The 16,784-nt window shown below is 45.6% G+C and carries 19 protein-coding genes; 15 read left to right on the forward strand and 4 right to left on the reverse strand.

Annotated elements, in window-relative coordinates; genetic code table 11:
* Positions 1-7 precede the first annotated feature (7 nt).
* From HLM86_RS01190 to HLM86_RS01260, 15 genes are all read left to right on the forward strand, one after another.
* Positions 8-1,117 carry a protein-glutamate methylesterase/protein-glutamine glutaminase gene (locus HLM86_RS01190; RefSeq protein WP_170882142.1) on the forward strand — a complete coding sequence of 370 codons (1,110 nt, stop codon included), beginning with the start codon at positions 8-10 and terminating at the stop codon, positions 1,115-1,117.
* A 9-nt stretch (positions 1,118-1,126) separates the two neighbouring features.
* On the forward strand, positions 1,127-1,903 hold the full coding sequence (locus HLM86_RS01195; protein WP_076585428.1) for a ParA family protein: 777 nt from the start codon (positions 1,127-1,129) through the stop codon (positions 1,901-1,903).
* Positions 1,896-2,951 carry a chemotaxis protein CheW gene (locus tag HLM86_RS01200; RefSeq protein WP_171831429.1) on the forward strand — a complete coding sequence of 352 codons (1,056 nt, stop codon included), beginning with the start codon at positions 1,896-1,898 and terminating at the stop codon, positions 2,949-2,951. The genes HLM86_RS01195 and HLM86_RS01200 overlap by 8 nt, the downstream gene beginning before the upstream one ends.
* 37 nt (positions 2,952-2,988) lie before the next feature.
* Positions 2,989-3,483 carry a chemotaxis protein CheW gene (locus HLM86_RS01205; protein WP_006959436.1) on the forward strand — a complete coding sequence of 165 codons (495 nt, stop codon included), beginning with the start codon at positions 2,989-2,991 and terminating at the stop codon, positions 3,481-3,483.
* Positions 3,483-3,977, forward strand: coding sequence for a DUF2802 domain-containing protein (locus HLM86_RS01210; protein WP_170882140.1), 495 nt, complete (start codon positions 3,483-3,485; stop codon positions 3,975-3,977). Before HLM86_RS01205 ends, HLM86_RS01210 begins: the two co-directional genes overlap by 1 nt.
* 187 nt (positions 3,978-4,164) lie before the next feature.
* Positions 4,165-4,785 (forward strand): cytochrome c biogenesis heme-transporting ATPase CcmA, encoded by a 621-nt coding sequence (gene ccmA / locus HLM86_RS01215; RefSeq protein WP_076585422.1) that lies wholly within the window; start codon positions 4,165-4,167, stop codon positions 4,783-4,785.
* A gap of 2 nt (positions 4,786-4,787) precedes the next feature.
* Positions 4,788-5,456 carry a heme exporter protein CcmB gene (ccmB, locus tag HLM86_RS01220; protein WP_170882139.1) on the forward strand — a complete coding sequence of 223 codons (669 nt, stop codon included), beginning with the start codon at positions 4,788-4,790 and terminating at the stop codon, positions 5,454-5,456.
* Between the two features lie 108 nt (positions 5,457-5,564).
* Positions 5,565-6,317, forward strand: a complete 753-nt coding sequence (locus HLM86_RS01225) for a heme ABC transporter permease (protein WP_170882138.1) — start codon at positions 5,565-5,567, stop codon at positions 6,315-6,317.
* A gap of 3 nt (positions 6,318-6,320) precedes the next feature.
* Positions 6,321-6,527 carry a heme exporter protein CcmD gene (ccmD, locus tag HLM86_RS01230; RefSeq protein ID WP_076585418.1) on the forward strand — a complete coding sequence of 69 codons (207 nt, stop codon included), beginning with the start codon at positions 6,321-6,323 and terminating at the stop codon, positions 6,525-6,527.
* Positions 6,524-7,009, forward strand: coding sequence for a cytochrome c maturation protein CcmE (gene ccmE / locus HLM86_RS01235; RefSeq protein ID WP_076585416.1), 486 nt, complete (start codon positions 6,524-6,526; stop codon positions 7,007-7,009). The genes ccmD and ccmE overlap by 4 nt, the downstream gene beginning before the upstream one ends.
* Positions 7,006-8,967 carry a heme lyase CcmF/NrfE family subunit gene (locus HLM86_RS01240; RefSeq protein ID WP_076585414.1) on the forward strand — a complete coding sequence of 654 codons (1,962 nt, stop codon included), beginning with the start codon at positions 7,006-7,008 and terminating at the stop codon, positions 8,965-8,967. Before ccmE ends, HLM86_RS01240 begins: the two co-directional genes overlap by 4 nt.
* Positions 8,964-9,518: a DsbE family thiol:disulfide interchange protein gene (locus tag HLM86_RS01245; RefSeq protein ID WP_076585411.1), complete on the forward strand. Its 555-nt coding sequence runs from the start codon at positions 8,964-8,966 to the stop codon at positions 9,516-9,518. Before HLM86_RS01240 ends, HLM86_RS01245 begins: the two co-directional genes overlap by 4 nt.
* Positions 9,515-9,994, forward strand: a complete 480-nt coding sequence (locus tag HLM86_RS01250; RefSeq protein WP_076585409.1) for a cytochrome c-type biogenesis protein — start codon at positions 9,515-9,517, stop codon at positions 9,992-9,994. Before HLM86_RS01245 ends, HLM86_RS01250 begins: the two co-directional genes overlap by 4 nt.
* Positions 9,991-11,205 (forward strand): c-type cytochrome biogenesis protein CcmI, encoded by a 1,215-nt coding sequence (gene ccmI / locus HLM86_RS01255; protein WP_076585407.1) that lies wholly within the window; start codon positions 9,991-9,993, stop codon positions 11,203-11,205. The genes HLM86_RS01250 and ccmI overlap by 4 nt, the downstream gene beginning before the upstream one ends.
* A 60-nt stretch (positions 11,206-11,265) precedes the next feature.
* Positions 11,266-12,042: an MlaA family lipoprotein gene (locus HLM86_RS01260; RefSeq protein ID WP_076585405.1), complete on the forward strand. Its 777-nt coding sequence runs from the start codon at positions 11,266-11,268 to the stop codon at positions 12,040-12,042.
* 55 nt (positions 12,043-12,097) lie between these two features.
* On the opposite strand, the gene HLM86_RS01265 is transcribed toward HLM86_RS01260, so the two are convergent.
* The 4 genes from HLM86_RS01265 to HLM86_RS01280 all read right to left on the reverse strand — a co-directional run bounded on the left by HLM86_RS01265 (position 12,098) and on the right by HLM86_RS01280 (position 16,519).
* Positions 12,098-13,366, reverse strand: coding sequence for an outer membrane protein transport protein (locus tag HLM86_RS01265; RefSeq protein ID WP_076585403.1), 1,269 nt, complete (start codon positions 13,364-13,366; stop codon positions 12,098-12,100).
* 320 nt (positions 13,367-13,686) lie between these two features.
* Positions 13,687-14,958 (reverse strand): outer membrane protein transport protein, encoded by a 1,272-nt coding sequence (locus tag HLM86_RS01270; protein ID WP_076585401.1) that lies wholly within the window; start codon positions 14,956-14,958, stop codon positions 13,687-13,689.
* 264 nt (positions 14,959-15,222) lie between these two features.
* Positions 15,223-15,951, reverse strand: a complete 729-nt coding sequence (locus HLM86_RS01275; protein WP_076585399.1) for a DUF3379 domain-containing protein — start codon at positions 15,949-15,951, stop codon at positions 15,223-15,225.
* Positions 15,944-16,519 carry a sigma-70 family RNA polymerase sigma factor gene (locus HLM86_RS01280; RefSeq protein ID WP_143678112.1) on the reverse strand — a complete coding sequence of 192 codons (576 nt, stop codon included), beginning with the start codon at positions 16,517-16,519 and terminating at the stop codon, positions 15,944-15,946. The genes HLM86_RS01275 and HLM86_RS01280 overlap by 8 nt, the downstream gene beginning before the upstream one ends.
* Positions 16,520-16,784: the final 265 nt, after the last annotated feature.

Raw genomic sequence — 16,784 nt, forward strand, 5'->3', positions numbered from 1 at the left:
GATAGCTATGGCGATTAAAGTTTTAGTAGTAGATGATTCGAGTTTTTTTCGTCGCCGAGTGAGTGAAATAATTAACTCAGAGCCTCGATTGGAGGTGATGGATGTGGCGACAAATGGCAAAGAAGCGGTCGAAAAAGCCATCAGGTTGAAGCCTGATGTTATAACTATGGATATTGAAATGCCAGTGATGGACGGTATTACTGCCGTTAGAGAAATCATGGCTCAAAGCCCAGTCCCTATCTTGATGTTTTCTTCGTTGACCCATGATGGAGCAAAAGCGACATTAGATGCTCTTGATGCAGGGGCACTGGATTTCTTGCCTAAAAAGTTTGAAGACATTGCTCGAAATAGAGACGAAGCGGTTTCTTTGTTGCAGCAGCGGGTGATTGAAATATCCTCTCGGCGAGCGTTAATGCGACGTTCTACCTCTAAACCTGCTTCCTCTGCTTCTTCTAATAACGCTGGCAAACCAACCACTGTATCGCGAACTGCGCCAGTTGGTAAAGTAGCCAGCTCTGCTCGATTTAAAGCAACGGGGAAAAAGTATCAACTAACGGCCATTGGCACGTCGACGGGAGGCCCTGTCGCCTTACAAAAAATTCTGACTAAGTTGCCAGCGAACTATCCACATCCTATCCTCTTGATTCAACACATGCCTTCAACATTTACCGCGGCGTTTGCGAGTAGGCTTAACTCCCTTTGCAAGATTCAGGTCAAAGAAGCGGAAGATGGAGATGCACTGAAACCTGGGGTTGCCTACTTGGCACCAGGAGGGAAACAGATGATGATTGATGGTCGGCCAGGCTCTGCGAGGTTGCGTATCATTGATGGCGGCGAGCGCATGAACTACAAGCCGTGTGTTGACGTCACTTTTGGCAGTGCGGCCAAAATATATTCAGAAAAAGTCCTCTCTATGGTGTTAACCGGCATGGGGGCCGATGGGCGTGAAGGGGCACGCATGCTTCAAGGAGAAGGCGCGACGGTTTGGGCTCAAGATGAAGACAGTTGTGTTGTTTATGGTATGCCGCAGGCTGTTGCTAAAGCGGGTATCTCCACAGAAGACCTACCCCTAGACCGCATCGCTGAGCGAATGTTGGTTGAAGTCGGGTTGTCGTAGAGGTATTTCATGATTGTGTGGAGCATTGCAAACCAAAAAGGCGGGGTTGGAAAAACAACGACGACAATTACCCTTGCTGGTCTTCTTAGCCAGCAAGGCAAAAGAGTTTTATTGGTCGATACAGACCCACATTCATCTTTGACCACTTATCTTGGTTATGATTCTGATGGCGTCGAATCGAGTTTATTTGATCTCTTTCAATTGAAAGACTTTAGTGAACAAAGCGTGATGCCCTTAGTCATGCCGTCAGATATTGAGGGCATTGATTTGATTCCTGCGCATATGTCGCTGGCGACGTTGGACCGAGTGATGGGTAATCGCAGTGGAATGGGATTGGTCCTCAAACGAGCGTTGATGGCCGTACAGGATCACTATGACTTTGTCTTAATCGATTGCCCTCCGATACTTGGTGTTATGATGGTTAATGCGTTAGCAGCGAGTAACCGTATTCTTATCCCTGTTCAAACTGAATTTTTGGCGATGAAAGGCTTAGAAAGAATGGTACGTACTCTGGCTATCATGCAGAAGTCGCGTAATAAAGCATTTAATGTCACCATTGTACCAACCATGTATGACAAACGTACCAAAGCGTCATTACAAACGCTTCAACAACTTAAAAAAGACTATCCTAATCAGGTTTGGACGTCGGCTGTGCCGATCGATACGAAATTCAGAGATGCAAGTTTGAAGCGTCTCCCCGTTTCTCACTTTGCATCTGGTAGCCGAGGTGTTTTTGCTTATAAACAGTTGTTAATCTATTTGGAGAGGTTGACGTTGAATGAGTAGCGATACACTTCTTTCAAGTGAGCAGGCATTGGATGACTACTTCACGGCTTTGTTGGATGAATCGACTAGCGGAGAGAGTTATGCTGAATCTTCTTCTAGTACTGATGCTGTTTTAAACGAGGCTGATTATGAACTTAAGCCCTCACTGCAGTCTGTTGAAGAAAAAAGTTTCTATCAAGTACCAGTGGCTGAAGTAGAAGTCCCTAATCTGGATGATGTTGAGCGATTGCTAGAGCAATTGGAAACAACCAACCCAGTGGCCGAATTGCAACTTGAAGAAGTGATGGAGCAAAACACCGCTCAAATCGCTGAAGCGAAAGAGGGGCTCGAAGAAGTTCAGGAGTGGCAAGTTGAGACTTCGGAAGACATCAACCTTGATTTAGACATCGATACGGTTGAGGTAGACGAAGAACAAATTTTGGTTGAAGAGCCTCAATTAGACCAATATGTTACTCCAGAGCCAGAGCCAGAGCCAGAGCCAGAGCCAGAGCCAGAGCCAGAGCCAGAGCCAGAGCCAGAGCCAGAGCCAGAGCCAGAGTTGGAACTTTTGACTCAGGCCGATGGCGGTGAGCAGAAGCAATGGCATTCAACAGAACGTAGCATTGACTTTCAGGTTCTTTACTTTGATGTCAATGGGGTCACGTTTGCTGTGCCTCTTGATGAGCTTGGTGGGATACACCAGTTAGGTGAACTCAATCATCTGATCGGGCGACCCGATTGGTACCTTGGTCTCCAGACTGGTCGTGATGCTCAGCTTGATGTGGTCGATACAGCAAAATGGGTGATGTCTGAAAAGCTTAGCGATGGTCAATATAAAGATGAATATCAATATATTGTGATGCTAGACGAAAGTATGTGGGGTCTAGCTTCAACCCAATTAAAGGGAACGGAATCACTGAATCCAGCTAAAGTGCGTTGGCGTAAAACTGCCGGTAAGCGCCCATGGCTGGCAGGGATGGTTAAAGAAAAAATGTGTGCTTTGATCCATGTTGAAGCATTGATAGCTATGCTTAATGCAGGACTTGATGTTAAAGCCCTAGATAAATAGAACATTTATGCCGATTTAGGCTTAGAGAGGAATAGGTATGTCTCAAACTAATGAAGTAGAAGTAAGAAAAGATCAGTCCAATGACGAAGTACTTCAGTGGGTGACGTTCCAGCTTGAAGAAGAAACTTACGGTATCAATGTTATGCAAGTACGGGAAGTACTTCGTTACACTGAGATTGCCCCTGTGCCTGGAGCGCCAGACTACGTGCTGGGTATTATTAACTTGCGTGGTAATGTTGTCACTGTCATTGATACCCGTTCAAGATTTGGGCTGATGGAAGGGGAAATTACGGATAATACGCGTATTATCGTGATTGAATCCGAGCATCAAGTCATTGGGATCTTGGTTGATAGTGTGGCGGAAGTGGTTTACCTACGTTCTTCTGAGATCGATACCACGCCAAGTGTGGGCACGGATGAAAGTGCTAAGTTTATTCAGGGTGTCAGCAACCGTGATGGTAAACTGCTCATATTGGTTGATTTGAACAAGCTGCTTACCGATGAAGAGTGGGATGAGATGGCCCATCTATAATGAATTTGGTGGTAATAGCGAATGCGTCTATCATCGCTGGCGTGGTTGTATTTGCCCTCCTTTTGATGGTTGTTGCGCTGTTTAGATTAAAGAAAAGCCAGAAAGCATCGGTCGAACATTGGCGTCAGCAGGGTCGACTTTTAGACACGGAATTGCAAAAAGCAAACAAACAGCTTTTAGAAGTCCGCTCCGTTGTTGTGGGTTTGGGACAACGGGTCAGTGAACAACAGGACGTGATCGGTCACCTAAATGAAAGAATCGCTGAATTAGAGCAGGATGATGGTGACGGAAGGTTGTACTCCCGCGCTTCAAAAATGGTTGAACTGGGTGCTGACATCAACGAACTGATCGAAGAATGTGAGCTTCCAAAAGCGGAAGCTGAATTGATGCTTTCTCTGCAAAAAAAAATCGCTGGGAAAGAAAAAATCCCTCCTTTACAGTCGGCATCGGCAGCAAATAAAACCGTCGGGCGAAGAAAAACGTCAAGAAAATAATGCATGAACAAGGGGCCCTCTGCGCCCCTTTTTGTTTGAATCTTGGCTTTATCCCTCAAGACTATGGCTAGTCTTAACATTATTAACAGATTCTTACTTAGTTTCGTGATTCACACGGACCTAATTCTATTCTGTGTTCCCAAGGCTGTGTTAATATAGCAACTCGAAATTCAAGCAGTGAATACCCATGTTAGAAGTATCTCAACTTTCCGCCACTAGAGATGAAAGAACCCTCTTTCAAGACCTGTCTTTTACTCTGAACTCGGGTGATTTAATTCAAATAGAAGGGCGTAATGGTGCAGGAAAGACAACCTTACTTCGGGTTATTGCTGGACTTGGCGGTGGTGACAGCGGTGAGATCCTTTGGCAGGGCTTAAACATTCAAACTCATCGTGATATTTACCATCAGGATATGTTGTTTTTGGGGCATCAGACTGGAGTAAAACGCGAGTTGAGCGCTTACGAGAATTTGGTTTTCTATCTCAAGGTGAAAGCTCAGTCAGACATAGATAAAAGCGCCGTGTTTGATGCGCTCGCAAAAGTCGGTTTAGCTGGGCTAGAAGAGATACCGGCCGGGCAGCTATCTGCTGGTCAGCAGAGACGGGTAGCGCTCGCACGGCTATGGCTGAGCGATGATAAACTTTGGGTCTTGGATGAACCTTTGACTGCTATTGATAAACAAGGTGTTAAGGTGTTAGAAGCGTTGTTTCTTAGCCAAACAGACAAAGGTGGGATTGTGTTAATGACGACTCACCAAGACATGTTTTCAGATAATGCCAAACTCAGAAAGATAAAGTTGGGTGAATAAACATGTTTTCAACGTTTAGCACGATTATCCGGCGCGAGCTACTGATTGCCTATCGCCGTCAGGCTGATATCTTTAATCCACTTTGGTTCTTCATCATTGTTATCACGCTGTTTCCTCTGAGTATCGGCCCTGAGCCGAGTATACTTGCGCGGGTTTCGTCTGGGATTATTTGGGTAGCTGCGCTACTGTCAGCGCTTTTGTCACTCGAGCGATTATTTCGGGATGACTTTCAGGACGGGGCGCTGGAACAAATGATGTTGATTCCCGCGCCTTTGCCTCTGGTGGTGATCTCAAAGGTGGCCGCGCATTGGATGCTGACGGGGTTGCCGCTGATCGTGATCAGCCCACTACTGGCCCTCTTACTCTCACTGGATATGGAGTCTTGGATCGCGGTTGTCTCTACGCTGCTTCTAGGGACACCGACATTGAGCTTTATCGGTGCGATTGGTGTTGGGCTGACGGTTGGTCTACAAAGAGGGGGAGTTCTGTTGAGCCTCTTGATACTTCCGTTGTATATCCCAGTTTTGATTTTTGCTACATCTGCGATTGATGCGGCGTCTATCGGTATGGCGTATAACGGTCAACTGGCGGTGTTGGCGGCAATGTTTATAGGTACGTTGACCCTCACGCCCTTTATTATTAGTGCCGGATTGAGGATAAGTGTCAGGTAGTTTGTTTCCTGAAAGACACTGCTCCAGTGTGAGATATAAAAATGAATAATTGTCATGGTGAGTCATTCCGTCACCAAAGGCGAAACTAAAGCAAGAGTGAGAATAACGATGTGGAAATGGCTCCATCCTTATGCAAAGCCAGAATCGGCTTACCAGTTAAGTGGTAAGTTACTGCCTTGGTTTTTAGCTATAGCACTGATGTGCCTGCTAACAGGAACCCTATGGGGATTGGCATTTGCCCCGTCAGATTATCAACAAGGGGATAGCTTTCGGATCATTTATATCCATGTACCAGCAGCGATTTGGTCTATGGGTGTCTATATGTCGATGGCGATCGCCGCATTTGTTGGCCTAGTTTGGCAGGTGAGGCTATCTGATATGTCGGTATCAGCAATGGCGCCAATAGGGGCAGTTTACACCTTCATTGCACTTTTTACCGGTGCCATATGGGGAAAACCAATGTGGGGTGCATGGTGGGTTTGGGATGCGCGTTTAACCTCTGAACTGATCCTCTTGTTCCTTTATCTCGGGGTGATTGCGCTTTATCACGCTTTTGACGACCAGAAAACCGCGGCAAAAGCCGCTGGGTTACTGGCTATTGTTGGAGTGATCAACTTACCTATCATACATTTTTCCGTTGAGTGGTGGAATACGCTTCATCAGGGGGCGACCATCACCAAATTTGCCAAACCCTCAATTTCTAACGATATGCTTTGGCCACTGTTGCTGAATATATTAGGTTTTGCATTTTTCTTTGTTGTTGTGGCCTTGGTTCGTTTACGAAATGAAATCATCAAAAACGACAGTCATCGTCCATGGGTGATGGAATTGGCGGCCAAACAGTCTCAGGAGGGCAAATAAGCCATGCATTTTGAATCTTTGAGTGATTTCTTTGCCATGGGAGGTTATGCCGGGTTTGTCTGGAGTGCCTTTGGTCTTACTTTCTTATCCATGTTTATGTTACTGGTTGTCAGCCTTCGTCGTGGTAAAACACTGCTCAAGCAAGTCCAGTCAAAAGTCGATAGACAAGCGCGCATTGCCGCGGCAAAAAAATCGGAGAACACGCTATGAACCCAAGACGCAAAAAAAGATTGGGATTTGTCCTTGCTTTGTTTATTGGTATCAGTGCAACGATAGGGTTGATGATTTACGCTCTAAACCAAAATATGGATTTGTTTTATACGCCAACTGAATTGGTTGATGGTAAAGCGGATGGAACCAAACCAAACGTAGGCGAGAGACTGCGTATCGGTGGGATGGTTGTGATGGGCTCGGTCAAACGTGACCAGAGTTCTTTGCGTGTGTCATTTGAATTGAGGGATGTTGGCCCTACAGTGACAGTCGTGTATGACGGCATTCTGCCGGATCTCTTTCGCGAAGGGCAGGGTATTGTAGCGCAAGGTGTGCTCACTGATGCGAGAACGGTTGAAGCTTTCGAAGTGCTGGCCAAGCATGACGAAGAGTATATGCCACCAGAGATAGCAGAGGCCATGCAGAAAAACCACCAACCGCTTCAATATACTGAACAACAGAAACAAGGAAATGGTCAATGATTGCTGAAATAGGCCATTTTGCGCTGATTGTCTCGCTCGCCATGGCAGTTTTACTGAGTATTTTACCGCTAGTGGGAGCGTCGAAAAACAATAGTGTGTTAATGAATACGGCAAGGCCACTGTCTTGGGGCATGTTTTTATTAATACTACTGTCTTTTGGTATTTTGCTTTGGGCGTTTTATACCAATGATTTTACATTGAAGTATGTGGCGACCAACTCAAATAGCCAGTTGCCTTGGTATTATCGTCTTACCGCTGTTTGGGGAGCGCATGAAGGGTCTCTGTTACTCTGGGTTTTGATTCAGGCGGTGTGGACTGTCGCGGTCGCTACTTTTAGTCGAGGTATGCCCCAGGAGTCGGTCGCGCGCGTATTAGCCGTTATGGGTATGATCAGCGTCGGCTTTTTACTCTTTATTATTGTCACGTCCAATCCATTTTTACGGACCTTACCGTTTTTCCCTGTCGATGGCCGGGACCTTAACCCGCTGTTGCAAGATCCTGGGTTAATTATTCATCCTCCGATGTTATACATGGGTTATGTCGGCTTCTCTGTGGCTTTTTCGTTTGCTATCGCCTCACTCTTGACTGGCCGTTTGGACACCGCTTGGGCGCGTTGGTCACGCCCTTGGACTACCGCGGCGTGGTTGTTTTTGACTCTGGGTATCGCTCTGGGCTCTTGGTGGGCATATTATGAGTTGGGCTGGGGAGGATGGTGGTTCTGGGACCCAGTCGAAAATGCGTCTTTTATGCCTTGGTTGGCAGGGACGGCGTTGATGCATTCACTTGCGGTGACGGAAAAACGTGGCACGTTCAAAGCGTGGACGGTATTGCTGGCCATCTCCGCTTTCTCATTAAGCTTGTTAGGGACTTTCCTGGTACGCTCGGGCATTTTGGTATCGGTCCATGCGTTTGCGTCTGATCCATCACGAGGCATGTTCATTCTTTTCTTTTTGGTTTTTGTGATTGGCGGTTCATTGCTGCTGTTTGCTCTGAAAGCCTCCGCGGTACGTGTTAGAAGTAATGTTGAGCTAATCTCTCGTGAGAACGTACTACTGTCCAACAACATCTTGTTGATAGCAGCTTTAGTGGTGGTGTTGGTGGGGACACTACTACCGCTAATCCACAAGCAAATCGGCTTAGGTTCTGTCTCAATTGGAGCCCCTTTCTTTAATATGTTATTTGCTTGGTTGATGATCCCATTTTCATTTCTTTTGGGGATTGGTCCTTTGGTTCGTTGGAAGAAAGACAAACTTTCGACGTTGCTTAGGCCCATGTTGATCTCTGGGCTGGCGTCTTTGGTTCTCGCCGCAGGTTTTGTCTATTGGCTTGCCGATTTTTTCCAGTTTATGGCGTATCTTGGCTGGGTGATGGCGTTGTGGATTATATTGATGCACGGCTTTGAACTGCATGAACGAGCAACACATCGTCACCGTTTCTTAGTCGGCATTAAAAAACTGCAACGCAGCCACTGGGCAATGATGTTTGCTCACATAGGTTTAGCGGTCAGTATTATCGGTATAGCGATGGTGCAAAACTACAGTATTGAACGTGATGTTCGTCTGGCACCGGGTGAAAATTATCTTATTCAAGGGTACGATTTTTATTTTGAAGGGCTAAAGGAAAAAGACGGTCCTAACTACGATGGGTATATTGCAGAGTTTAAAGTCAGCCACCAAGGTGAATACATCAATACGCTCTATGCAGAAAAGCGTTTCTATCGCACAGCACGCTCAATGATGACGGAAGCGGCCATCGATCGTGGTGTTACTCGGGATCTTTACATTGCGATGGGAGAGCGCTTGGATGACAACAAATCATGGGCAGTACGAGTGTACTATAAGCCTTTTGTTCGCTGGATATGGGCAGGTTCGTTGTTGATGGCTTTAGGTGGTGCGCTAGCTATTAGTGATAAACGCTACCGCTTTAGAAAAAGTGCAAAGCCTCAGGAGGCATCATGAACAGAGCCTTGTTATTTGTTCCCTTGATAGCTTTTTTTGCCCTAGTGATCGTATTTACTACTCAGTTGGTGAAAAACTCTCATGGGGATGACCCCACTAAGCTTGAATCGGTTTTGGTGGGAAAACCCGTTCCTGAATTTCGTTTAGAAGATTTGGCCGAACCCGGTAAGCTTTATGACCAGTCGATTTTTCAAGGCGAGCCTCTGTTACTGAATGTATGGGCAACGTGGTGCCCTACGTGTTATGCAGAACACCAGTATCTCAATGAGCTTGCCGCAGAGGGTGTCAAAATCATTGGGTTGAATTACAAAGATGAGCGGACCAAAGCGGTTGAATGGTTAATCAAACTGGGGAATCCATACCTTATCAGTTTGTTTGATGGTGATGGCATGTTGGGTCTTGATCTCGGCGTTTATGGTGCACCTGAGACCTTTTTAATTGATGCCCAAGGTCATATTCGCTACCGACATGTCGGTGATGTCAATGTTCGTAACTGGAATGAAACACTGAAGCCAATTTATCAAGGTCTTATTGAGGAGACAGCAAAATGAAAGCCATGATAACGGCGTTTGTGTTTGTGCTTGTATTGCCTTTCACTGTGGGAGCTGCGATCCAGATTTATGAATTTGACACGCTCGAGCAAGAACAGCAGTTTAAAGAACTAGGCAGTACACTCCGCTGCCCGAAATGTCAGAATAATACTATTGCTGACTCTAATGCTGAGTTGGCGGTTGACCTGCGTCAGAAGGTCTATGAGATGACAAAAGCAGGTAAATCTAAACAAGACATTGTGGATTACATGATTGATCGTTACGGTAATTTTGTTACCTATAAACCGCCTTTTACGCCTGCGACCTCTATTTTATGGCTTGGGCCTTTTTTTGTGGTGGTTTTTGGTTTTGGTGTCATTGTCTTACGAACACGTTCCCGCCGAGTGGCGTCTGAATCCGAAGCAATATGGACCGCCGAAAAAGAGGTACGTTTGAACAAGCTATTGGATAATGACCAAGGAGATAAACCGCAATGACATTATTTTGGGTAGCCTCGGTGATTATTGTTGCCTTAAGCTTAATATTAGTAGCTTGGCCTTTTTTGATTAAAAAAAGCAATAATGATCTCGTCTTACGTGACGAATTAAACAAAGCTTTCTACAAAGATCGGCTTACCGAATTGGACGAGGAATCTCAAGAAGGTCTGGTCAACAATCAGCAAGAGCTGATCGAAGATTTAAAACAGTCACTATTGGATGATATACCCGAGGAAAATAACACACGTATTAGACAATCCCTCTCTCCATGGATGATACTTCTTCCTTCACTGGTTATTGTTGTGGTCCTGTCTTATGGTTTGTATATGAAGTTTGGGGCCGCCAACAAGGTATTGGAATGGCAGCAGGTGAGTGCTAATTTACCCGCTCTATCGAAAAAGCTGATGGCACCGCAAGAGGCAGCATTCACTGATGAGGAAATGCGCGATTTAACATTGGCGCTGCGGACACGGTTACATTACAAACCCAACGATTCAACAGGGTGGCTATTACTGGGCCGTATTGCATTGGCAAACCGCGATGTTGAGACATCGATTGGTGCGATGAAAAATGCCTACCGACTCGAACCTGAAAACGGCGATGTAAACTTGGGTTATGCTCAAGCGTTAATGCTATCAGGCGATGAGTTGGACCAAAATAGCGCGCGTACTATTCTTGGTCAGTTGGTTCAGAGAGAGTACGTCGATGTTCGGGTTTTTTCACTGCTCGCGTTTGATGCTTATGAACGCAAAGACTATCCAGCCGCGATGCGTTACTGGAGAGTGATGCAGCAAATGGTAGGGCCCCAAGATAGTCGCTATGAAATGTTGAGCCGCAACATTGAAAACGCGCAAAAGCGCATTGGTGCGCCTTTGGGGCAAAGCCAGTCGGTGACTATTTCACTGTCAGATAGTGTCGATATTGATCCTAAATCGGCTTTGATTGTGTCTGTGCATACGGCGGATGGTGCGGCGATGCCCGTTGCCGCGGCCCGCTACCCATTAGGCGCTTTTCCGCGTACCGTTATACTAGACGACAGTAATAGTATGCTTGCTGAGCGAAAACTGTCTTCACTGGATTCTTTAATGGTTCGTGTCCGCCTAGATGGAGATGGCAATGTTGCGACCAAACAGGGGGACTGGTTTGGAGAGAGTAAAGTGGTTAAACTAGGCGATCATGTTGAAGTCATCATTGACTCACGTTACCAATAATATCGGTCACAGATCGACAGAGGCTGGCGCAGTCATCCGCCTTTTTACGGAATGGTAAGAATGAACAACAGTAAGTGTCAAATATGGATAGTGGCTTTGGTCTCACTCGTCTTGCTTGGTTGCGCGAGCTCGCCGACGCCATCAGAAGGTGGTGAGGATGCAACGTCGTTTGAATCACAAGTGAATGATCCGTTGGAAGGTTTCAATCGCACTATGTGGACACTCAATTATGACTACCTTGACCCTTACCTTGTGCGTCCTGTTTCTTTGGCTTATGTCAATTATGTCCCTAACCCGCTACGCCACGGTGTGTCTAATTTCCTTGGCAATCTCGACGAACCCTTTAGCGTCGTCAATAACCTTCTTGTGGGGAATGGCATTAAAGCCGTCGATCACTTTAATCGGTTTTGGATTAACAGTACCTTTGGTTTGTTAGGCTTGATTGATGTCGCCTCCGCGGCGGGGATTACCGATCATAATGAAAAGGCATTCAGTGATGTGGTTGGTTATTATGGAGTGGGGGATGGCCCATATGTTATGGTTCCGGGCTATGGCCCTTGGACGGTACGTGAATCAACCGATCTTGTTGACAGCACCTACCTGCCACTATCTCTACTCAATTTCTGGGCGGGTTTAGGTAAGTGGGCAATCGAGGGGATGGAAACCCGTGCGGCATTAGTGTCACAGGAAGCGTTGCTCGATAACTCTCCGGATCCTTATGCGTTAACGCGTGATGCCTACTTACAAAGACAAGATTTTAAGGCGGAAGTGAAAACACAGGAATACGATGCAGACGAAGAAGCCTATCTCGATGACTATTTGGAAGAAGGGTTTTGACAACAAAAAAGGCTTGGGTTAGACCAAGCCTTTGAACGTTTATATTGTATTTATCTTAGAACTTGTAGTTCGCTTGAACACCTATTAACCAGATGTTGCCTTTCGTCTCACCGATAAATTGCCCAGCAATATTTTGCGCCTCATCATCTGATGTGTACCCGCGAGATTCTGTGATAGGCGCATCTTTCGCGAGGATGTAGGTTAATCCACCATCTAGCGTTAACTGTTTGGTAAACTCGTAGCTCGCCCCTAGGCTTAGCCATGTACGATCGGTTTCTGGAATGGTAATGGTGCGGTTTTTATCACTGACTGCTGAGGTATCATAGGCAATACCGGTTCTTAGTGTCAGCTTCTCATTGAAGCTATAGGTCGCCCCTGCCGCTAAACGATAGTTATCATCCCAGTTTTCTATTTTAACAACTTGCGAGTCCAGTGTATCGAGATCCGCATAAAGTTGCTGGAAACTACTCCAGTCTGTCCAATTTAAACTAAAGTGTATTGCCAGTTCCTCGTTTAATTGATGCAAGCTCGCTAGTTCAAGAGTGGCTGGCAATGTTAAATCCATCGACCCAGTGTCTTCTTGAACTTGAAATGTTGTTTTATTGAGAATTTTAGCGTTACCGGACAGCTTCAGATCAACGGCGGATTTGTAAGTAACACCTAGTCTATGTTCTGGCGTTACTTGCCAAGCTGCTCCCAGTTGCCAGCCCCAAGCCGTGTCATCGCCTTCCATATATTTTAGGGTTCGTCCAGATAACGGCGAGTGAGTAGGTGCGATCGCGCCAAAACTCCCTTCACCCACTATGTAACGGATACCTCCCCCGATACTAACTGAGTCGTTAAGCTTATAGGCAGCATTCAAGTTGGCTTCCATTGTAGTAACGCTAGCTTCGTTACCAAAATGAGAGGCCGCAAAGTCTGTGCCTAGATTTGTTTCCATACCGTAGTTAGTACCCAATGCTAGGCCAAGTACTAGTTGTTCGGAGTATTGATGAGATAGGTAGACGTTTGGAATGACAGCGTCGTCAGCAAAGTCTTCTGAATCTGCTCTCAGAGAATGATTAATCGTTCCGCTAACATCAACATTCGGATTTACATAGATAGCACCGACAGAAACCTGAGTCCCTTCGAGATAGGTCAGCATTGCTGGGTTGCGCCACTGTGTACTTGCGTTGTCGGCCATCGCTGCTTCACCCGCGTACGCGCGACCCAAACCTGTTGCTGAATACTCAGCGAGCTGAAAACCTGCGGCTCCAACGGTTGTTGACGTTGCAATCAGGCCACCTATCACTGCAATGGAAAGAAGGGTTTTGTTAGTTTTCATTTTTATGTTCGCTGAGTTTAATCATATTAGGTCGAGCGATCATAAGGTTAGAGCTAATACTTTAAAAATAAAAAACAGTGTTAATATTGTATTTAGTATAAAATATCGCGATGTGACCACTCTCCTGCTTAATTAACTGAATGTTAAGGACTTGTTTTTAATTTTGGGCGTACACACGTAGTCCGAAAATGTGGTTTTCTCGTAAATAGGTAAGCTGAAAAGACGGGAGAAAAAAGAGGTTTAAGGTGGGCTTGATGGTTCAGCTAAAAGAAAGGACCAGTAAAACTGACCCTTGGGATAATTCAATCTGATTCTCTTAATTAGAAGCTGCGGCTGTACTGCAAACCTAGTAGGATTGCATCTGCATGGGTTGTTGCAGTTACGCCTGTTGACAGGGTGCTTCCGAAATCGATAGATTCCGACACCGCGACATCGTCACCCATTAGGTATGTGAAGCCAAAGTCTACGTTAGAAACCCCATCGATATGATAAGTAAAGCCAGTCGATAACCACTGACGATCAGAATCAGGGACAGAAATAGATGTTAGGCTGTCTTGGGCACTTGTGTCGTACATATAGCCTGCGCGAAGTGTCCAATCACTATTGAGGTAATAGGTACCTCCGATTGCGTAGTGCCACCCATCCTGCCATTTATATTGCTTCTGATAGCTCGAACCTAACAATGAACCTTGTAAGTTTTCAAAATCGATCTGATCAAAATCACTCCAGCCTATATATTGAATACTATAGTGGACAGCGAATTGAGTATCTTCAATTTTGTGGAAACCAGAAAATTCTGCGATGTCAGGAAGGGGCAATGTTATTTCTTGGCTTTTATCATCTTTAGCTGTGATGTCAGGGCTGAATCGGTAGGATAAGCCAAATCGGTTGTTTTCGTCCAACTCGTACACGGTACCAACGTTGAAGCCAACGGCCCACCCTGTCGCACTGTCGACATCGATTAAGCTTGTGCCCGCAGGAACCTGCCCACCACTTAAAGTACCTAGCGTTGAACTTGTCACGCGTTTCATGGTGCCTTTGCCGTAGATTAAATCTAGTCCAGCTCCCAAACTCCATTGTTGATCGACCCGATAAGATGCTGCCAGACCAAAGTTAAAACTTTGGACATCTGTTAAGCCAGCATATTCAGTTGCAGTATAGTCGTCTTTAAATTCGGTTTTTGTGCCAAAATTTGAATAAGCGTTAACACCAACGGCAAACTTTTCGTTAATCGGAATAATTAAGTGGATATTGGGCGCGACTGAGGTGTCCCCTACATCGTCAGTGCTATCAACAGAAGTACTAAACGTGTTTACAGAATAAGAAGCATCTTTTACTTCGATCATTGATGTGATGCTTTCAAAACCCAAAGAGAGAGACATATCTTCAAATAGCGCCATTGTCGCTGGGTTTCGAGCCATGGATGAAGCGTTATCTGCAATGACAGCATCACCCGCGAAGGCTCGACCGATACCTGTAGCAGATTGAGCATTAAGTTGGAATCCTGCAGCAAGAGCTTGGTGTGAAGCCATAGCTGTTGAAGCGATGGTCACTGCTAAAAGCGTTTTTTGGAACACACGCGTGTTATTCATTGTATTTTCCTTTTTCGTTCGTCTCTAACCGGACGTTTTACTTGAGCAAAAGCTCAGTTGGTGGCTGATACTAGAGACAAGTATACGAGATAGAAATCCGACCATTCCCTAATTGGATGATAAAATTACGGAAATGATGACTAACTGACAGGAAAAGAGGGAAAAGAAACTCATATTAGAGTTAGAACTCTATTTTTTTTGAAAAAAAATGGCTTGAGCGCGATACTCAAGCCATGATGTATGTCACAAAATGTTAATTTTTTGTTAATTCATGGGTTTGATCATTGTAGCGATATTTTCGGCTATTTTAGCGACGTCTTCGCCTTGTTCTCCCACGAGTATCAAACTGGTGTTCCCAATAGGTTCGACGACGCCAGCCATGCCTTGTTTGTCAAAATCGACGCTTTTCTCACTGGCTATCCCAGTGAAAAACAAGGTTATTTTCCCTTTCTCACCCTGAAATACCATGTGGAGGGCATTCGATTGACCGAAGCCGCAATGATTAAGGTAGTAGACATGGTAGGGGAAGCGATCTCCAAGCTGGTAATCAAATGGCATCATTTTGGCGTTTATCTGCGACGATTGGACCTTTTCATCTAGGTTGTCGACAAAAGGCTTCTCATCCATAACGTGTTGAATCGCGGTTTCCGCGAGACTGGCCTGTGCTGGTGTAACCACTAAGTGACTCCAGTTGACTTGCCCGACCAATAAACCAAAAACAAATGCAATAGAGGCGGCCATTGCCATCGCGCGTTTGGCAACATTGGGTCTGTTTACACTCGCATCAAGGGTTGATGTCTGATTGAATAATATTCTGTCGGCCAAATCCTCGGGCACATCGACATTGAATGCTTTATTTATCTGAGTATCAAGATCAAGAATCTCTTCAGCGAATTTGCTGTTGGTTTCATGCAAGTTTATGGCTTGCATCATATCGTTGTCTCGGTCTTTTGGATCGGACATAATGCGACGACGAAATTCTAATTCATCCATTTTGCTGCCCTCTGTGACGGTTTTCAGTATCTAGCATATCTTTGAGCTGGTTCCTTGCTCGGAACAGTCTCGTCATGACGGTATTCTTGTTCAGGCCTAATATTTCGCCAATTTCTTCGCCACTAAAGCCACCCACGACTTGGAGAAAAAGCGGTTCACGATACTCATCTTCCAGTTTCATTATCTGGGCCTGAACCCATTCTGACTGATGATAAGGGTCATCGCTCACGTGCGCATCATTGCCGTGATCGTCAATATCAACAAGGTCGAATTGCTTTCGTTCGAAGCGGCGGGCGTTTTCTCGCCTCAATATGGTGATCAGCCAAGACTTTGCCGCTTTTTCATCGAGTAAACTGTCAAGGGACTTCCAAGCCCGCAGGCAGGTTTCCTGAACTAAATCCTCGGCAACCGACGGGTCTTTACATAACCAATAGGCATAGCGGTAGAGATCTCGGTGATACGCTCTGACCAGCGCTTCATATTTTCTTTGTCTATCCATATCCGAACTGACCGGACTGGGCGACTTTTTCTTTCCAAAAAAGCTGATGACTGACACATGAGCCTCCAAATTTGCTCTGTGGTGTGTGGTTGAATGGCGTCCAAGTATAGTATTGGCGAGTTCAACGGGTTTACCAACGAATGATCTCATAGTGATCGTTAAAGTAAAAGGCGGCTTTAACAAAATAGGCGCGAACATTGGCAGACAAGCAGCAAACTGAATTAACGTGCGGTCATGGAGTGAGCCACAAAACCCTTTGGATGCGAACGTCGGACAACATCGCTTTGCTGTTTGAATGATGACTGAAGGTGTTAAACATTATCGGATTATCGCC

Source organism: Vibrio ostreicida, from assembly GCF_013074385.2.
GTDB classification, from domain to species: domain Bacteria; phylum Pseudomonadota; class Gammaproteobacteria; order Enterobacterales; family Vibrionaceae; genus Vibrio; species Vibrio ostreicida.

Coding starts and splice junctions, on each gene's coding strand:
- HLM86_RS01210 (WP_170882140.1), top strand. CDS start 3,483: ATGAATTTGGTGGTAATAGCGAATGCGTCTATCATCGCTGGCGTGGTT.
- HLM86_RS01245 (WP_076585411.1), top strand. CDS start 8,964: ATGAACAGAGCCTTGTTATTTGTTCCCTTGATAGCTTTTTTTGCCCTA.
- ccmB (WP_170882139.1), top strand. CDS start 4,788: ATGTTTTCAACGTTTAGCACGATTATCCGGCGCGAGCTACTGATTGCC.
- ccmA (WP_076585422.1), top strand. CDS start 4,165: ATGTTAGAAGTATCTCAACTTTCCGCCACTAGAGATGAAAGAACCCTC.
- ccmD (WP_076585418.1), top strand. CDS start 6,321: ATGCATTTTGAATCTTTGAGTGATTTCTTTGCCATGGGAGGTTATGCC.
- HLM86_RS01270 (WP_076585401.1), bottom strand. CDS start 14,958: ATGAATAACACGCGTGTGTTCCAAAAAACGCTTTTAGCAGTGACCATC.
- ccmI (WP_076585407.1), top strand. CDS start 9,991: ATGACATTATTTTGGGTAGCCTCGGTGATTATTGTTGCCTTAAGCTTA.
- HLM86_RS01260 (WP_076585405.1), top strand. CDS start 11,266: ATGAACAACAGTAAGTGTCAAATATGGATAGTGGCTTTGGTCTCACTC.
- HLM86_RS01240 (WP_076585414.1), top strand. CDS start 7,006: ATGATTGCTGAAATAGGCCATTTTGCGCTGATTGTCTCGCTCGCCATG.
- HLM86_RS01265 (WP_076585403.1), bottom strand. CDS start 13,366: ATGAAAACTAACAAAACCCTTCTTTCCATTGCAGTGATAGGTGGCCTG.
- ccmE (WP_076585416.1), top strand. CDS start 6,524: ATGAACCCAAGACGCAAAAAAAGATTGGGATTTGTCCTTGCTTTGTTT.
- HLM86_RS01275 (WP_076585399.1), bottom strand. CDS start 15,951: ATGGATGAATTAGAATTTCGTCGTCGCATTATGTCCGATCCAAAAGAC.
- HLM86_RS01250 (WP_076585409.1), top strand. CDS start 9,515: ATGAAAGCCATGATAACGGCGTTTGTGTTTGTGCTTGTATTGCCTTTC.
- HLM86_RS01205 (WP_006959436.1), top strand. CDS start 2,989: ATGTCTCAAACTAATGAAGTAGAAGTAAGAAAAGATCAGTCCAATGAC.
- HLM86_RS01195 (WP_076585428.1), top strand. CDS start 1,127: ATGATTGTGTGGAGCATTGCAAACCAAAAAGGCGGGGTTGGAAAAACA.
- HLM86_RS01200 (WP_171831429.1), top strand. CDS start 1,896: ATGAGTAGCGATACACTTCTTTCAAGTGAGCAGGCATTGGATGACTAC.
- HLM86_RS01190 (WP_170882142.1), top strand. CDS start 8: ATGGCGATTAAAGTTTTAGTAGTAGATGATTCGAGTTTTTTTCGTCGC.
- HLM86_RS01225 (WP_170882138.1), top strand. CDS start 5,565: ATGTGGAAATGGCTCCATCCTTATGCAAAGCCAGAATCGGCTTACCAG.